The sequence below is a fragment of the Photobacterium gaetbulicola genome (assembly GCF_003025515.1).
Classification (GTDB): Bacteria; Pseudomonadota; Gammaproteobacteria; order Enterobacterales; family Vibrionaceae; genus Photobacterium; species Photobacterium gaetbulicola.
In genome coordinates this window covers 86,211-101,614 of sequence record NZ_PYME01000021.1, presented here as the reverse complement: position 1 = coordinate 101,614, position 15,404 = coordinate 86,211, and the positions used below count along the sequence as shown (strand labels likewise).

The window sequence follows — 15,404 nt, the reverse complement described above, 5'->3', positions numbered from 1 at the left end:
GACTTGCATGTGTTAGGCCTGCCGCCAGCGTTCAATCTGAGCCATGATCAAACTCTTCAATTAAAGTTTTGGCTCAATGAATACTGTTAATCCATTACCGAAGTAATGAATGAATTGACTGTGCCGATATAGCCGAAGCTATTTCGTATTGGTCACTCAGTTTCATTGATAATTCTTTTGTTGACTATCATTTCACGAGTGCCCACACAGATTGCATGGTCAAATTGTTAAAGAACAATCCGCTACGTTGCCGGCTTAACTCGCCGTGCTCCGTGTCGGTGAGGCGGCATTATAGAGACTTGAATCACTCTGACAAGTGTTTTTTCCGAAAAAATTTCCACCTGACGATTATTTCTACTAATGTGAGATAAACGCCTCTAATTTCAACATTAGAGGGCCGTCACATTCACTATCTAGCAATTCCAAGTCAATGAAAGTAATATCAATGTGACTTTGTTGTTAAAATAACCAATAACGCCTTCTTATTTTTCTTATGACGATGTAGTTAACTTATGAAATTATCCAAACAATCTCTTATGCCGGTTCTCGCAATCGCCGTTGTTGGGGGCTTAGTATTTAGTTTCCTTCCCATCCTGCCCGGTATTGCCTTTGCTCTTGGCGCTATTTGTACTGCTCTTATCCTGCCCCTTATTCCAGCTAAAAATTCCTTTATAGAGCACACTTCATCCCAGGCCAGTAAAACCCTTTATGTTGGCAACCTGCCATATCGAGCCAATGAAAGTGAAGTGAAGAAGCTATTTTCGGAACATGGAGAAGTCTTTGCTGTTCGCCTAATGAAAGATAAGCGAACAGGTAAAAGGCGAGGATTTGGCTTTGTGGTGATGAGCAGCAGCGATGCTGAAAATGCCATATCTCAGTTGAATGACAAGGAATATGGCCAACGAACGTTGAAAGTCCGCGAAGCCAATGAACCTAAAAGCGGGGATAATGCAGAGATCTAACCGGTCCTAGGTGCATTGTCGCCAAGCTACTATCGAGTGCCGCTGTGTTGTTACCAGCGGCACTTTTGTATGTCAGGTTAGGCTCGTTACAGGCGATTGTTATTTCCCCCAGCAAATCCTTCACCCGATTGGCGATAGCCCGTCCCGAATCAATAATAATCACTCCCCCCTCCAGGGCTTGTGAAATTTCCTCTTTAATTAATGGGAAATGAGTACACCCTAAGACAATGCAGTCAACCTTATCGTGCCAAGGCGCTAAGATCGCCTTAAGCTCCGAAATGGAAACCGCTTGGCCACGAAGTTTTTGCTCAGCGATTTCGACCAAGCGCGTTGACCCAATCCTCAACACTTCACAATGGCTAGCAAATTTGCTGATCAGTAAATCGGTATATTCACGCTGAACTGTGGCTGGTGTCGCCAATAGCCCAATCACCTTGCGCTTGCTGAGTGTTGCTGCTGGTTTAATTGCTGGAACGACGCCAACAACCGGAACCGCCAAACATTCACGGAGTGTCGGTAACACAATCGTGCTGGCTGTATTACAGGCCACTACCACTAAATCGACAGTGTGTCGCTCAACTAATAACGAGACAATATACCTGGTACGCTCTATGAGCTCTTCTTCGGGTAGTTCACCATAGGGAAAAGCCGCATCATCGAATGCATAGATATAGTGAACGTTAGGTAACTGCGCATATATTTCCTGATATACGGAAAGCCCACCTACACCGGAATCAAAAATCAGTACCCGCTTCACACTTATTCTCTGCCGTATCACTCACAAGGGGCAACATCATACTGCGAATTTAAGCCTTCACCAAAATAACCCAGGTTATTTTTACACTAGACAATAACGCTGATAATGAAAACGGCTCTGTCTTTCTATCCACGTCAATTCAATCGCCAAGTCCCGTTGAAAACATGGCGCTTCAACCACCAAGGTATGAAATTCACCATCCTCTCCACACGGATCGACACCGGCTGGTAATGAATCGATAAGCGCTCGGCTGTACCACTGACCACAATAGCTTCCATCCAATTGGCTGGTATCAATTGTAGTCAGTAAGGTTTTAATCCCGCGCTGAAGTATTTCATCAGCCAATAAACGACTGTCTTGCCCCATCAACGGGAATAGGCATTGCCAACCGGCAGGCTCGATATAACTACGGCGGTAGTCGGCAATACCATTGCAGAACATATCCCCGAAAGCGACAGCCTCAACACCCAGACCGCAGGCTCGTACCCCATCAATGACCAATGACTGGTAAACATCATTCGATGGGAACACTTCAGGTAAGGGAATTTCGACTAATGGCAGGCCTGTCAAAGCAGCCTGGGCTCGGACAACGTTCAAAGGTGTTGCTTGGAACGGGATTTCGTTTTCAACATAGGTGGTATAGAGACCCACCACGTCATAGCGGGGATCTTCAAGTAAACGGATAAGCGTGAGGGTCGAGTCTTTACCGGAAGACCAGCTGACAATCGTTTTTAATGGACTCATTTGAGTACGGCTCCATAAAAAAGCCACCAGTAGGTGGCTTTTTGTATAGTTAGAACTGGTAGGTTACCGTGGCATAGTAGCTACGCTCTTGGACGTTATAAGTTTCTTTCGCCACATAATCCTCGTCGAACAAATTAGCGACTCGCCCTCGTAGGATTAGGTTGTCGTTCCAGTAATAGCTTGCAGCCAAGTCAACCAAGGTATAGGCATCCAAACTTTTGGTATTGGCTGCGTCATCGTAGCTCTTGCCTTTGTATAGCGCACTGACATCAAACTGCCATTGGTCAAGCAAATAAGAGACATTCCATTTCGCGTTATGCTTAGAGCGACGGATCAGTTGTTTCTTCGTGCTGCTATCTTCAGCATCCAAATAGTCATAACTGATATCGTGATAGAGTGGCCCGGTATTGAATCCAGCTGTTAATTCAAGTCCCTTGATCTGCGCTTCATCCACATTCATCGGGATCCAGTCGCTAAATGGGTTGTCGGGATCAATCGGTGCCCATGCAATGAGCTGGTCAATGTCAGATTGATAGGCCGTCACCCGCCAGTCTACCAATTGGTGTGTACCCGATAATGACACTTCATAGTTGGTTGAGTCTTCTGGCTTTAGGTTTGGGTTACCGGAGTCTGGCCAGTAAAGGTCATTAAATGTCGGTGCTTTGAAAGCGGTGCCCACATTAGCAGAGATCTGATAGTTCGTTAGGAAGGAATAAGCCGCAGCGAGCTGCCAAGTATTATTGCGGCCATAGCTATCATTATCATCGGTTCTAACGCTACCCTCTAGCTGTAACCCTGCATCATTACGGTAAATCGAGGTAAGGTACAGCGCTGTATTGTCACGCTCATCTTCTGAAAGGATAGTCGTGCTATTGGATACCGAATCGCGATACCACTCAACGCCCCCGCCGAATTCCAGATCAGTATTCAACTGGTAGTAATTTTGCCAATTCACTACATCACGCTTGGTTTTGATCTTGCTGCCTGCACTGATATCACTGAAGTTGCGTGCTTCATCTTGGTTCTGCGCAACAGTCAACTCGCTAATGAAGTTGTCATTGGTATAACCCACCTTGGCAGCCACGTTATACAATGATGATTCCGTTTGGGCGTTCGGCGTTGAGATGAAGTCCCCCGTAACAAAATCAAAATAGCCATCATCATAGTCACTTTCACCGTCATGGTAGTAACCTTGGAGACTAACTTTCCAGTTGTCATTTAGCTGAGTGCCAATTTCCGCAACCACATTACGGTTTTTGAAACCATCATCATCCTGTTCATAGGGCTCTTTGCGGGCAGAGAAGCCATCGGCCTGCTCACCTTTCAGGGCTATTTTACCCCAGCTATTTTGACCAATTGCCCCGGCAACTGAACCGCCTAGCTGGTAATAGCCATCACTGCCCGCTCCAGCATTGACCTCTGCCAACGTTTCACCCGGCTGATAAGCCGTGATGATATTCAATACGCCACCTACCGCATCGGAGCCATAGAGTGCTGCTCTTGATCCCCGGATAAACTCGATACGTTCAATGCCTGTCAAAGGGATTTGGCTAAAGTCAGCACTGCCCAGCGTTGCGCTGCCAATTCGGACCCCATTGATCATGACTAATAGATGACGTGAAGTCGTACCGCGCACATATACTTCTGTATTTTGGCCATAACCTCCAGAGACCACCTGCACACCCGGCAAGCGGCGAAGCACCTCAGCCAGTGACTTGGCTTGAATGGCATCAATCTCTTCTTTGGTAACAACAGAGACAGGGGCAATCACATTCTTAACTGATTGCTCAAATCGGTTAGCGGTCACTACCATGACTTCGTCGGTAGACGTGTCGGCAACAACCATAGACGGCAGGCACAAGGGTGCCAACGCCACTGCTAAAAGCGTTTTTTTCATTATGTAGATACCTTAAGTCGCGTTGATTACTGAGCCATTGCTCGGCTCGGTACACTGGTCGGTCTTCGGACTTAAGAGCTTGGCCGAACGGCCACCTAGGCAACAACTTCCCACTTCAGACACCTGCATTGCACAGGTTATAGAAGCAGTGTTTGGAACTGAACGTCCATGTGCTTTCGTTCTCTATCACCGCTGCGCGTCAGTCACGGAATTTCACCGTGTTCCCCAGCCTGCAAGCAAGCTAACCAGCGCAATTGCATGCTAATTATCCTACATCCCAATGTCTAGTTGTTATTGCTTTACAGCTAAAATAACGGTTGATTCACGATTTTATCCGGTCCAGCACTGGACATCAGTCAGCAATACAATAAAATCTGGCGCTCTTATTTTGAGCAGTTTGAGGCAACCTTTATGGCATCCACCACGATCAATCCAGCTGAGTACCAGTCACAGCTAGATGAAAAAGCAGCGCGTATTCAAAATATCTTTGCCGATTTTGAAACACCAGAGCTTGAGGTGTTTGCCTCTCCTGCCGAGCACTACCGTATGCGTGCTGAATTTCGCGTATGGCACGAAGGCGAAGATCTCTACTACATCATGTTCAACCAAGAGACTCGCGAAAAATACCGCGTGGATCAGTTCCCTGCGGCTAGCCGCCTCATCAATGATCTGATGCCTCTTTTAGTTGATGCACTGAAACCAGTAAAAGCACTTCGCCATAAGCTATTCCAGGTGGACTTCCTATCTACCCTGAGCGGCGAAATCTTAGTTTCCCTGCTATACCACCGCCAGCTAGATGCCGAGTGGGAAAAAGAAGCCAAGGCATTAAAACAGCGCCTCAATGACGAAGGCTTCAAGCTGAACTTCATTGGTCGTGCCCGTAAGCAGAAGATTGTGCTGGACCAAGAATTCGTGATCGAGAAGCTGCAGGTCAATGAGCGTGTACTGACTTACAAGCAGGTGGAAAACAGCTTCACCCAGCCAAACGGGGAGGTTGCCCAAAAAATGCTGGAATGGGCAGTTGACTGTACTCAGGACAGCCAAGGCGACCTACTTGAGCTGTACTGTGGCAACGGTAACTTCTCGCTAGCCCTTGCCCAGAATTTCGAGCGTGTGCTGGCCACAGAGCTGGCCAAGCCATCGGTTGATTCAGCCCAATACAACATTGCCGTAAACAATATCGACAATGTACAAATCATCCGCATGTCCGCAGAAGACTTTACTGATGCAATGGAAGGCCGCCGTGAGTTCCGTCGCCTGAAAGATCAGAATATCGACCTGCAGAGCTACAACTGCAACACAATTTTCGTGGATCCACCACGTTCCGGGATGGATGAGGGCACGTGCCGTATGGTGCAAGGCTATGACCGTATCATGTACATCTCATGTAACCCGGATACGCTAAAAGACAACCTGGACATTTTGTCTGAAACGCACCGTATTACCCGCTTTGCCCTGTTTGATCAGTTCCCGTATACCCACCACATGGAAGCTGGCGTACTGCTCGAGCGCAAATAAAGAAAACAAAAAAGGCGCCAACCGGCGCCTTTTTTTACCCTCGCTATCGAGGAAGACATTAAGCTTCAGGCTGGGATTTCGGCGACATGATACCTAGCTTATACGCCACCCAAACAAGTAAACCCAATGCCAAGATCAGTGGCAGGAAGTTAGACCCCATATCCGGTACCTGGGCACGAATAAATGCCGAATAACCAAATGCACCTACGAGGAAACAGGCAAATGCAATCGCCGGCGTGCCTTCCGCCATCGGCTTGCTCAAGTACTCCTGATACAGGCAGTACAGAGCCAATGCAAACGCAATCACTGGGAAGATAGAAAACGCCACCGCGCTTGAAGTAAACACTGCCAGTGTCGCATTACCACACAGGCCTGCTAGCAATGACAATACCAGCGTTTTGCGTTCAGCTTTAGTTTGTTCCTTGTTCATATCCTTTCACCAAGATAAAAAAGTTAGAGTTTTTGCCTGAGCTCTCGTCGCTCACGCTCTTTACGGTACCAATAAGCACCCTTTGCAATCATTCGCAATTGCATAATCAATCTTTCTGCATGCTCTGCACGGGCATGGTTGTCCAAATCCAGCGCCTCGGCCCCCGAACTAAAGACCAGGGTGACCGATGCCTCTGCCTGAGTAAACGCCTCATCATGGGTCACACCGGTTTTGGCCTCGAGATATTCGGTAAGTTCCGCAACAAAATGCTGAATTTCACGGGCGACAGCAGCACGAAACGCCGGGGAGGTGCCGGAACGCTCACGTAGCAACAAACGAAACACGTTCGGGCTGCTCTCGATGAACTCCATGAACGTCTCCACCGACGTACGGATCACGCTGCCCTCTTTGGCAATGCGCTGACGAGCCTGGCGCATCAGCTGGCGTAATATCAAGCCACCCTCATCGACCATTGTCAGCCCAAGCTCATCCATATCTTTAAAGTGACGGTAGAACGAGGTCGGTGCAATACCGGCCTCTCTGGCCACTTCCCGCAAGCTTAAATTAGAAAAGCTACGTTCTGCACTTAATTGATTGAAGGCAGCATCAATCAGCGAACGGCGGGTTTTTTCTTTCTGCTGAGCCCTGATTCCCATGGGGTTTTTGTTTCTCTTTGAGTTATCTTGCGTCAAATTAATAGTCACTATACGCGCTTTTTCACTGCCATCAAAACATAGTAAATCCTGACCGACGCTTAATCAAAGTCGTTCTTGCCAGTTTTTCTAGTCGCTCACAAAGTCCACAACCAGTCAGGTGGCAGCGAAAATCTCCACCAACCTCCAACTTTTGCTGCAAAAATAAATCGGCAACGTGATCATCCGCTCCCTATCGCAGCACACCAATTCTACCTTGCTTTAGAAGAAGTTAAAATAACACGCTAGCAATGTTGCCAGGATGATAAATAAGGCCAAGCATGACGAAAAGCAAACACTCCTCCACCCAACACTTTGATGCCATTATTATTGGCAGTGGTCCAGGTGGTGAAGGGGCTGCCATGGGGCTAACCAAAGCCGGATACAATGTGGCAATAATAGAACGTGAAGACAGTGTTGGTGGCGGCTGTACCCATTGGGGAACCATTCCTTCCAAAGCGTTACGCCATGCTGTCAGCCGAATCATCGAATACAACCAAAATCCACTCTACTGCAAAAATAACTCCACCCTACACAGTACCTTCAGCCAAATCCTTGGCCATGCCCAAGATGTGGTCAACAAGCAAACCCGTATGCGCCAAGGCTTTTATGATCGCAACCAATGCACCATTATCTTTGGCGAGGCCAGTTTCACCGGCAGCCACAATGTGGTGGTGAAAAAAACCGACGGCAGCCGGGAGCACTACAGCGCCGACAAGTTCGTCATTGCCACAGGGTCTCGCCCCTACCAGCCCGGTGATGTCGATTTTACCCATGGCCGGGTCTACGACAGTGATTCGATCCTGCAGCTCAAGCACGATCCCCGACATATCATCATCTATGGTGCCGGTGTCATCGGCAGTGAGTACGCGTCGATTTTCCGCGGTCTCGGGGTCAAGGTCGATCTGATCAATACGCGGGATCGCCTGCTGGAGTTCCTTGACAACGAGATCTCCGACTCGCTGTCCTATCATTTCTGGAACAGCGGGGTGATGATCCGCAACGGTGAAGTCTACGACCAAATAGAGGGAACGGAAGATGGGGTGATCCTGCACCTGAAATCCGGCAAGAAAATGCGCGCCGATTGTCTGCTCTATGCCAACGGCCGCACCGGGAATACCGACAAGCTGAATTTGGACAAAGTCGGCCTAATGCCCGACTCCCGCGGCCAGCTCAAGGTCAACCATAACTATTGTACCGATATCGAACATATCTATGCCGTGGGCGATGTCATTGGTTACCCGAGCCTTGCCAGCGCTGCCTATGACCAAGGCCGCTTCGTTGCCCAGGCCATTGCCAACGGCGCAGCCGAGGGCCAACTCATCGACCATATTCCGACCGGAATCTATACTATTCCGGAAATCAGCTCAGTGGGCAAAACCGAACAAGAACTGACTGCCGAAAAGGTACCCTACGAGGTTGGCCGTTCGCAATTTAAACATTTGGCCCGGGCCCAGATTGCCGGGACCGAGGTGGGTAGCCTGAAGATCCTGTTCCACCGCGAAACCCGTGAGATCCTCGGGATCCACTGCTTCGGTGAGCGTGCTGCCGAGATCATCCATATCGGCCAGGCGATCATGGAGCAAAAAGGGGAAGGTAATAACATTGACTACTTCGTCAATACCACCTTCAATTACCCGACCATGGCCGAGGCCTACCGGGTCGCCGCCCTCAATGGCCTCAACCGGTTGTTCTGAGAAGCACAGTACTAAACAAAACGGAGCCAATTGGCTCCGTTTTTATTCTCTAATCGCTAACTCCCATCAACCGATTATCCGGCGTCAGAATCGATGACCAGGGCAGGCTCTCATCACCCAAGGTAATAAAGTTAGGGTTTTCCAGCGTATCCCGCTCATTGTAGGACAGTGGGGTCAAATGGGTGTTGAGGATCCGGCCACCGGCCTCCTCGACAATACACTGGGTCGCAGCCGTATCCCACTCACCTGTTGGACCAAGACGTAGATAACAGTCCACCGCCCCTTCCGCAACCAGGCAGGACTTGAGCGCGGCAGAGCCTAGCGGAACCAAGTCGTAATTGAGTGCTGGATCTAATCGGCCAGTAATCGCAGCAATGTCCTGGCGGCGACTGATCGCGACAGCAATCGACTGGGTCGGTAGTTCGTGCTTGTGGGTAGAGATACGGACAGTTTCGCCTACCGGTGTCGTTTTCCACGCTCCCTGGCCGTGATAGGCGTAATACACCACACCCGATACCGGGGCATAGACCACGCCCATTATAGGGTTATTGTTATCCACCAAGGCAATGATAGTGGCAAAGTCACCGCTACCGGCTATAAATTCCTGTGTCCCATCAAGTGGATCCACCAGCCAGTATCGCTGCCACTGGGCCCGCTCAGCCAATGGGATATCCGAGTCTTCTTCCGACAATACCGGAATATCGGGGGTTAATTCCGACAAACGCTGTACCACCAGTTTGTGCGCCGCCAAATCGGCACTGGTCACCGGGGTATTATCATTCTTAACTTGTTGTTCGAACTGGCCGCGCTGATAGATATCCAGGATCACTTGGCCCGAAGCTCGAGCAATATCGATAACTTGTGGCAACAGGTTAGATAAATCCATATTCGCTCCTATTTTCCAAGCAGTTTCAGGGCCAGGAACAAGGCCGTAATGCTTCTCGCCTCGGCAAAGTCCATATGGTGCAGCAGCTCTTCGGCTTGACTGAGCGGCCAGCGGACAATTTGCAATGGCTCAGGCTCATCACCGTCGAGTTTTTCAGGGTAGAGGCCCTGAGCAAGGAACAAGGTCATTTTGCTCGAGAAATACGACGGTGCCAGCACCACTTCCTTTAGTGGCTGCAGCACATTGGCGCCAAAACCAATTTCTTCCTTCAGCTCGCGATTAGCGGCTTCGGCTGCAGATTCGCCATGGTCAATCAGCCCCTTAGGGAAGCCTAGCTCATAGCGCTCGGTGCCGGCGGAGTATTCTCGGATAAGCAGCAAATCGCCCTGCTCGGTCACCGGCACAACCAACACTGCATGACGTCCCGAAGGCTTCATCCGCTCATAGGTGCGCTCAACACCGTTTGAGAACCGCAAGTCAAGCGACTCAATCTTAAACAGTCGGGATTGGGCAACGACTTCCGTTGCCAAAATTTCAGGTTTGTTGTGTTCCACAGCCATGTAATGTCCTATTCCTGGGAAAACGGGTCACCGCAAATAATGAAGCGGTGACCAAGACAATAACTGCTATTTAATGGCATGCCGCGAAGGAAATAAAGTAATTTGTAGGGAAAACGTTAACCCGACTATCAAAGTCGGGTATTACGTTTAAAGGCGCCCGTTGTACGAAATTTTGTACTGCCCCCTAGGATCGGGGTTACCCAGCCACTTGAGTTGCTGGCCAAGTTGCGGGGGAAACTGAGCTCCCGGCTTAAACCAGCCAGACAACGAATATGCATTGCCCGGCGCAAGAGTGGCCTGCCACTCACTGGCCACATCCGCCGAAGACTGGGATAAATCGGCCACCAACTTGCCTTGGTCGCAGGTTAGATCGGCAATAACCGGGCCGGGATCTAACGCTCCCAACGGAGAGGAAACTTGTGCCGCCGTCCAGGCCAGTGCCCCGTCGAGCTGGGCACAGTATGGCGCTTCAAACTGGTAGTCCCGTAGCGTAAGCTCCAGGTTGCCGTTAACCACAACAGGGAGAGCGGCTGGGGAATACTTGATGACCTCGCTGGCAGGCATCGAGACCAGCAGGTTCTCGGCAAACGGCCCATTACCACCATAGCCAACAAGGCCACGGCCTTGCAAGTTCATCTCACTGCCCTGACCAAACCGGACGTCCAACTTTAGCTTGCCGGTCAGCAGCGAAAGTACTTGCATATCCCATTGTACCCGGCCAAAACTCTTCCCTTGCCAACGGATCTGGCTCGCCGCCCCCTGCCAAGGCGTACCGCGTATCCCTGAGACTTCTAAGCCTCTGATCTGCGGTGCCTGCTGCCAGACCCAACTCGCAGGGATATGTGCAACCAGGCTTCCGACCAACACCGCCCCGAACGAGGCCCCCAATAATAACTTATACTTCACGTTTACCCCCGCCCTAACTGCAAGCGGTTAACTTCTACCACACCCGTACGATCGGCTTTCGACACATCCAGGAACTGGGCTTCAATGCCATGCTCATCACGCAGAAATGCCAGCCAATTAATCAAGGTGTTAAACGGCAATGGCTGTACCCATACCTGAACAGCTTCGCTGCGAGGCTGCATCCGGATCAACTCGATACTGAACTGGCGAGTCGTTTCGTTGACAACCTGGTTCAGCCCCTTGTCACTGACCGAACCTGTCGCACCGGTTGAACCGCGCAGCGACAGAATTTCATCGGCCTTGGTCGATACCCAACTCAATAACTGGCGCTCACTTTGCAGGTGGCGTTCGGCATTTTCTGCATTTGTCGCCAAGGGTTGCCATATTCCCCAATACAGTACGGCGATAAACAGGGCTATCCCCCCGCCCAACACCAGGCGCTGCTCTCGCTGGCTCAACCCTTTCCACCACGCATTCATGACTTTCTCCTTAGCACGATGGCACCGGTTACCTGATTACCCTCACGATTCAGCTGGCCGAGCTCAACCTCGAAGTCTTCATCGAGCAAAGTCCTCAACTGCTCGAAATGTTGGAACTCAGAAGCCACGGCCTGGAAGCGCATTTCATTGCGATTTTGATCATAACGGAAGTTCTGCACCGATAACTGCGAGACCTTGGCCAGAGATGGCTGCAACTCGGCCAGCCAGTGCAAAATACCTTCCATACTGCCACCGCCACCGAGGCGCGACAGCTCACTGTTCATCTGGCGCTTGAGGTAGCTCTGCGACGGCACACGCTGGAATTGAGGCAGCACCTGGCGGAAAATACGCTCGCTCTCCGCTTTGTAAGCCAACGCCTGCTGCTCCATCGCCCGTACCGAAATAACATGCTCAGCCACCATTACGGCAATCAATACCCCGGCGGCGATGGCCACCTTACGCCATGGCTTGAGAAACTTACGCCATGCCGGCTGTTGCTTGTATTGACCGGACAGCAAGTTACCCTTGCTATCAGCCACGCCCTGCGCCAGAAGCTGCATCACCAGCTCCGGGGTCTCGGCCTGCCACCGGCCCGGCATGCCTTCTGGAGCCGGGGTATAGTAATGCACCACGAGCTCTTCGCTCGCTGTAGCTTCATCCTGCTCAAGATCAGTGGCTTTGGGCGTCTCTTCAACCTCATCCGATTCCGCATCCTGGCGGACACAGAGCTGTTGCGACTGTAACCAGGGTGCCAGCCAAGCGCTGTCCGCCCCAACCCCCAACGATTCCGACTGGCGGATCAACCACATTCCATCGATCTCAGCCGCCGTGAAACCATTGTCGAACAGCGGCAAGCACAGACAGTCAGGGATCAACGCTTTGATTTCAATGCCAGCGTCTTCCAGGGCCGCCAGCCACAGTGCAACCTTCTGGTGTTCAACCACCGCCACCTGTGCCCTGTCTCCGCTTTTCTGGAGCAGGTGGACATGCAAGTTGTCGACATCCTGAGCCAGCTCTTCCTCCAGCAAGAACGGCAGCACCGCAGACAACTGCCGGCTGCTTCCCGCAGGGATGGCAACCTCGGTCATCAACACATCGCCAGCAGGCACCAGCGCATAGACCACACGCTGGTTGGCATAATCGGTAATCTCGCTCAACTGGCTAAGCGTATCAAGCTGGCCCGAAGCGATGACTTCTTTCTGTTGTGGCGACCAGACAAGCCATTGCACCGGCTGATCAGCACGGCTACCTAGCCTGATTGTCAGAAATTCGCTCACTAATTCCTCCATAACGGCGACGTACTACCGTCACCGAATCTTCACTGTCTCGTTTGAGCAAGGCCACCAGCCTCACCCTAGATCGATCGACCAATACCTCGGTATCCATCTGAAAATAATCACTGCTGACCGCCAGGAATTCCTTGGCCTGATCCTTTATCGTGGCATCGATACTGGCGATCCGAGACTCCCCGAGGAAGTCCTCGACATTGTCCCAGCCGTCATAGGGCCGGTCGGCAATCAATTTCTGGGCATCCGACAACGACAGCCGTGATGAAAACAGGGCCACCAAAATTGGCGCTTGATGCTCATAAAGCGTATTGACATTAATGGCCAATGTGGTGGTCGGAATCGCACATACCTGATGGCGGACCTTGTCAAAAATCGCAGCCGTTACGCCGTTGACCGCCCGTAGTTCACTGGCATCCGCCATCCAATCTCTTGGCGGCAAATAAGGTGGGCGAAAGCCCTCGTAAGTACTATCGCCGGCACCAAAAGCTGCATTGACCTTTTCGTCCGGATCGACATACTCCCATACCGAATCCGCCACCACCTCGGCGTCGTAACTTTCGACGCCGGTCTCTTCAATCAAAGTCTGCAATACCGACACGATATAAGGCTTGGTGTTGCTTCCTGTTGTCGGTTGTACACCCGACAGGGCATTGAGGTTAAAACACGCCTGGCGATCAATGATATCGCCCACAGCCTCCCCCCCATCGAGCGGATAGCGCTGGCCGCGAGTCGCCCAGGCCTGGCTCAGGTTGACGGTATCACTGTCTTCTATCCCCTGCTTGATGGCCACTTTAGCCAGCTCTTCCATCCCCTGCGCATACCAATAGGCCTGCTGGTTCTGGATTTGATTTTCAACCCGGTAAAAATTCAGATGCAGTCTTTCGGTCATCTGGACCGCCAGCAGAGTCATCAGCGCCAGCAGCAGCAACACCACAATCAGGGCAACCCCCCGCTGCTGCCTGAACGGGGCGTAGTTATTCTTCATTGCCCGCCTCCAGTGCCGAGGCCGGCAGCATATACACACGTTCGATATCACCGTAATCTTGCAACGTTAGCTTGATCATCACCCCTTCCGGCAAGGCGGCAGGTTTATCCCAGGTTTCCAGCCACTTCTTGTCGCTATAAAACCGAAATGACATTTCCTCGACCCCGGGCAAGATCGCCCGAACCAGCGCTTCACTGCCCACCACACTATCGGGGTAACGGAACCAGACCCGCTCTAGCTGCTCATCGACGATGCGGTAACCAACCTTGACGTTCTCGCCGCGCGGGAACATCTGTTGCGGGTTCTGCCAGCCTGTGCGGGTGAACAAAATACCGAAGCTCGACGAGTCCAGCAGGTACTCACTGCTCTGGAAGATTCTATCGCTGGCCGTCTCGCCCTGGTTACGCACCTTGCGTGCAACGACTTGACGAAAGTCATTATCCATCATCAACATCGCTCGCTGGATTTCTTTGAGCCGCTCACTGTGTTCGCGTGACTGCTCGTCACTGCGCTGCACTCCGTTCATCACCTGGTAGGCCGACAAACTCAACATGGCAAACACCGCTATCGCGACCAACACTTCCAGCAAGGTAAAACCACACTGACGAGACAGGCGCTGACGGGAAAAAGGATTAATTCTCAACATACGTTCTCAACGTCACCACCGACTTCTTGCGCGCTTCATCTGTTGCTACAGTAACATCCAATGCGCGCAGGTAACCGTCAGCTGTTTGGGTACTTTTTATGGACCAGTACCACTCACGCCCAGCCAATTCTGATTTTCCTCGCCTGACCGATGTCGGGATCTGCCCCGACAGTCTGATCTTGGCCATTTCATTGTCGGCGACCATGGCGGCAAAAGTTTTCTCCTCAAGGTACCCCAGGGTATTGAGATGCTGGCTCACCGCTTTCATCACACTGAGCGCTGCGGTAGCAAACACCGCCAAAGCCACCAGCACTTCCAGCAAAGTCAGCCCCCGGACGCGCCGGGCTGTCGATAACGGTTTCACGGCTGGGTGTTCTCCTGCACACTAGCGATAGTCTCGCCCGGTGGTAACAGAAAGAGTTGCCCCAACTCATCAGCCTGTACCCGCCAAAACTGATTTTCACCCGTCACTTCAAACTCCAATGTAAAAGGGGTGTACTCGCCACTGGCCATCACCACCACCTGAGGTGGTTTAATCTTGTCTTTGTCAGTTTGCTCAGCAAACAAGTCTTCGTTAAACAGCGAGCCCGGCTTGAACAGGCGATCCTGGTCCTGCCAGGAGTAACTGCCGATCTCGACCACCAAGCGGATCTCGTCGGGCATTTCCACCTCAGTGAAAAATTTTGACGACTCCACCGGCTGCCAATCCTGACTGGTTAGCTGAAGAAACTGATAACGATTACGCTCAACCCGGACACCGTAGTCATAGCCGTTGAGCAAAGCATCCTCGCCCAGTAACTGGACGAGATGGTGGAAGCGCGCAGCTTCTTCCCTGACTTTATCTTCCTTGCTTTCAGGCAAGGCCACAATCACTGCTACGGCACTGGTTGCCAACAGCACCAGAACCAGCAGTATTTCGATCAGGGTAAAACCCGCTGCACGCTTACTCTTCATCA

The 15,404-nt window shown here is 51.2% G+C and carries 17 protein-coding genes, 1 rRNA gene and 1 riboswitch; of the genes, 3 read left to right on the top strand and 15 right to left on the bottom strand.

Annotated features, from left to right (window positions below):
• Positions 1-63 (bottom strand): 16S ribosomal RNA (locus C9J03_RS18120); the annotation flags it as partial.
• A gap of 449 nt (positions 64-512) precedes the next feature.
• On the opposite strand from C9J03_RS18120, the gene C9J03_RS18115 reads away from it, so the two are divergent.
• Positions 513-962, top strand: a complete 450-nt coding sequence (locus C9J03_RS18115) for an RNA recognition motif domain-containing protein (protein WP_044622110.1) — start codon at positions 513-515, stop codon at positions 960-962.
• On the opposite strand, the gene murI is transcribed toward C9J03_RS18115, so the two are convergent.
• From murI to C9J03_RS18100, 3 genes are all read right to left on the bottom strand, one after another.
• Positions 934-1,719, bottom strand: coding sequence for a glutamate racemase (gene murI, locus C9J03_RS18110; protein WP_044622111.1), 786 nt, complete (start codon positions 1,717-1,719; stop codon positions 934-936). The genes C9J03_RS18115 and murI overlap by 29 nt on opposite strands.
• 81 nt (positions 1,720-1,800) lie before the next feature.
• A complete protein-coding gene (locus tag C9J03_RS18105; RefSeq protein ID WP_044622112.1) occupies positions 1,801-2,463 on the bottom strand; it encodes a Dph6-related ATP pyrophosphatase in 663 nt (220 codons plus the stop codon).
• Positions 2,464-2,512: 49 nt separating this feature from the next.
• Entirely contained in the window at positions 2,513-4,360 is a 1,848-nt protein-coding gene (locus C9J03_RS18100; RefSeq protein WP_044622113.1) for a TonB-dependent receptor domain-containing protein, read from the bottom strand.
• A gap of 39 nt (positions 4,361-4,399) precedes the next feature.
• A riboswitch (cobalamin riboswitch) is annotated at positions 4,400-4,625 on the bottom strand.
• Between the two features lie 146 nt (positions 4,626-4,771).
• Between C9J03_RS18100 and trmA the strand changes: the two genes are divergently transcribed.
• Entirely contained in the window at positions 4,772-5,878 is a 1,107-nt protein-coding gene (gene trmA / locus C9J03_RS18095; protein WP_044622114.1) for a tRNA (uridine(54)-C5)-methyltransferase TrmA, read from the top strand.
• Positions 5,879-5,936: 58 nt separating this feature from the next.
• On the opposite strand, the gene C9J03_RS18090 is transcribed toward trmA, so the two are convergent.
• Complete coding sequence (locus tag C9J03_RS18090; protein WP_039466869.1) at positions 5,937-6,308, bottom strand: YijD family membrane protein; 372 nt, start codon at positions 6,306-6,308, stop codon at positions 5,937-5,939.
• Between the two features lie 23 nt (positions 6,309-6,331).
• A complete protein-coding gene (fabR, locus tag C9J03_RS18085) occupies positions 6,332-6,964 on the bottom strand; it encodes an HTH-type transcriptional repressor FabR (protein WP_044622115.1) in 633 nt (210 codons plus the stop codon).
• Positions 6,965-7,281: 317 nt separating this feature from the next.
• On the opposite strand from fabR, the gene sthA reads away from it, so the two are divergent.
• Complete coding sequence (gene sthA, locus C9J03_RS18080; protein ID WP_044622116.1) at positions 7,282-8,697, top strand: Si-specific NAD(P)(+) transhydrogenase; 1,416 nt, start codon at positions 7,282-7,284, stop codon at positions 8,695-8,697.
• Positions 8,698-8,746: 49 nt separating this feature from the next.
• Here the strand turns inward: sthA and cysQ are convergent, their stop codons facing one another.
• From cysQ to gspH, 9 genes are all read right to left on the bottom strand, one after another.
• A complete protein-coding gene (gene cysQ / locus C9J03_RS18075) occupies positions 8,747-9,583 on the bottom strand; it encodes a 3'(2'),5'-bisphosphate nucleotidase CysQ (RefSeq protein WP_039466874.1) in 837 nt (278 codons plus the stop codon).
• Between the two features lie 8 nt (positions 9,584-9,591).
• Positions 9,592-10,143 (bottom strand): ADP compounds hydrolase NudE, encoded by a 552-nt coding sequence (nudE, locus tag C9J03_RS18070; RefSeq protein ID WP_044622117.1) that lies wholly within the window; start codon positions 10,141-10,143, stop codon positions 9,592-9,594.
• A 147-nt stretch (positions 10,144-10,290) separates the two neighbouring features.
• The gene (locus tag C9J03_RS18065) at positions 10,291-11,049 is read right to left on the bottom strand and encodes a type II secretion system protein N (RefSeq protein WP_044622118.1); all 759 of its coding nucleotides are present in this window, start codon (positions 11,047-11,049) and stop codon (positions 10,291-10,293) included.
• Positions 11,050-11,051: 2 nt separating this feature from the next.
• Positions 11,052-11,528, bottom strand: a complete 477-nt coding sequence (locus C9J03_RS18060) for a type II secretion system protein M (protein WP_044622119.1) — start codon at positions 11,526-11,528, stop codon at positions 11,052-11,054.
• A complete protein-coding gene (gspL, locus tag C9J03_RS18055; protein ID WP_231580696.1) occupies positions 11,525-12,805 on the bottom strand; it encodes a type II secretion system protein GspL in 1,281 nt (426 codons plus the stop codon). The genes C9J03_RS18060 and gspL overlap by 4 nt, the downstream gene beginning before the upstream one ends.
• Complete coding sequence (gene gspK / locus C9J03_RS18050; protein ID WP_044622121.1) at positions 12,774-13,802, bottom strand: type II secretion system minor pseudopilin GspK; 1,029 nt, start codon at positions 13,800-13,802, stop codon at positions 12,774-12,776. The genes gspL and gspK overlap by 32 nt, the downstream gene beginning before the upstream one ends.
• Positions 13,792-14,448, bottom strand: coding sequence for a type II secretion system minor pseudopilin GspJ (gspJ, locus tag C9J03_RS18045; protein ID WP_044622122.1), 657 nt, complete (start codon positions 14,446-14,448; stop codon positions 13,792-13,794). The genes gspK and gspJ overlap by 11 nt, the downstream gene beginning before the upstream one ends.
• The gene (gene gspI / locus C9J03_RS18040) at positions 14,435-14,812 is read right to left on the bottom strand and encodes a type II secretion system minor pseudopilin GspI (protein WP_039466886.1); all 378 of its coding nucleotides are present in this window, start codon (positions 14,810-14,812) and stop codon (positions 14,435-14,437) included. The genes gspJ and gspI overlap by 14 nt, the downstream gene beginning before the upstream one ends.
• Positions 14,809-15,402: a type II secretion system minor pseudopilin GspH gene (gene gspH / locus C9J03_RS18035; protein ID WP_039466888.1), complete on the bottom strand. Its 594-nt coding sequence runs from the start codon at positions 15,400-15,402 to the stop codon at positions 14,809-14,811. Before gspH ends, gspI begins: the two co-directional genes overlap by 4 nt.
• Between the last annotated feature and the right edge of the window lie 2 nt (positions 15,403-15,404).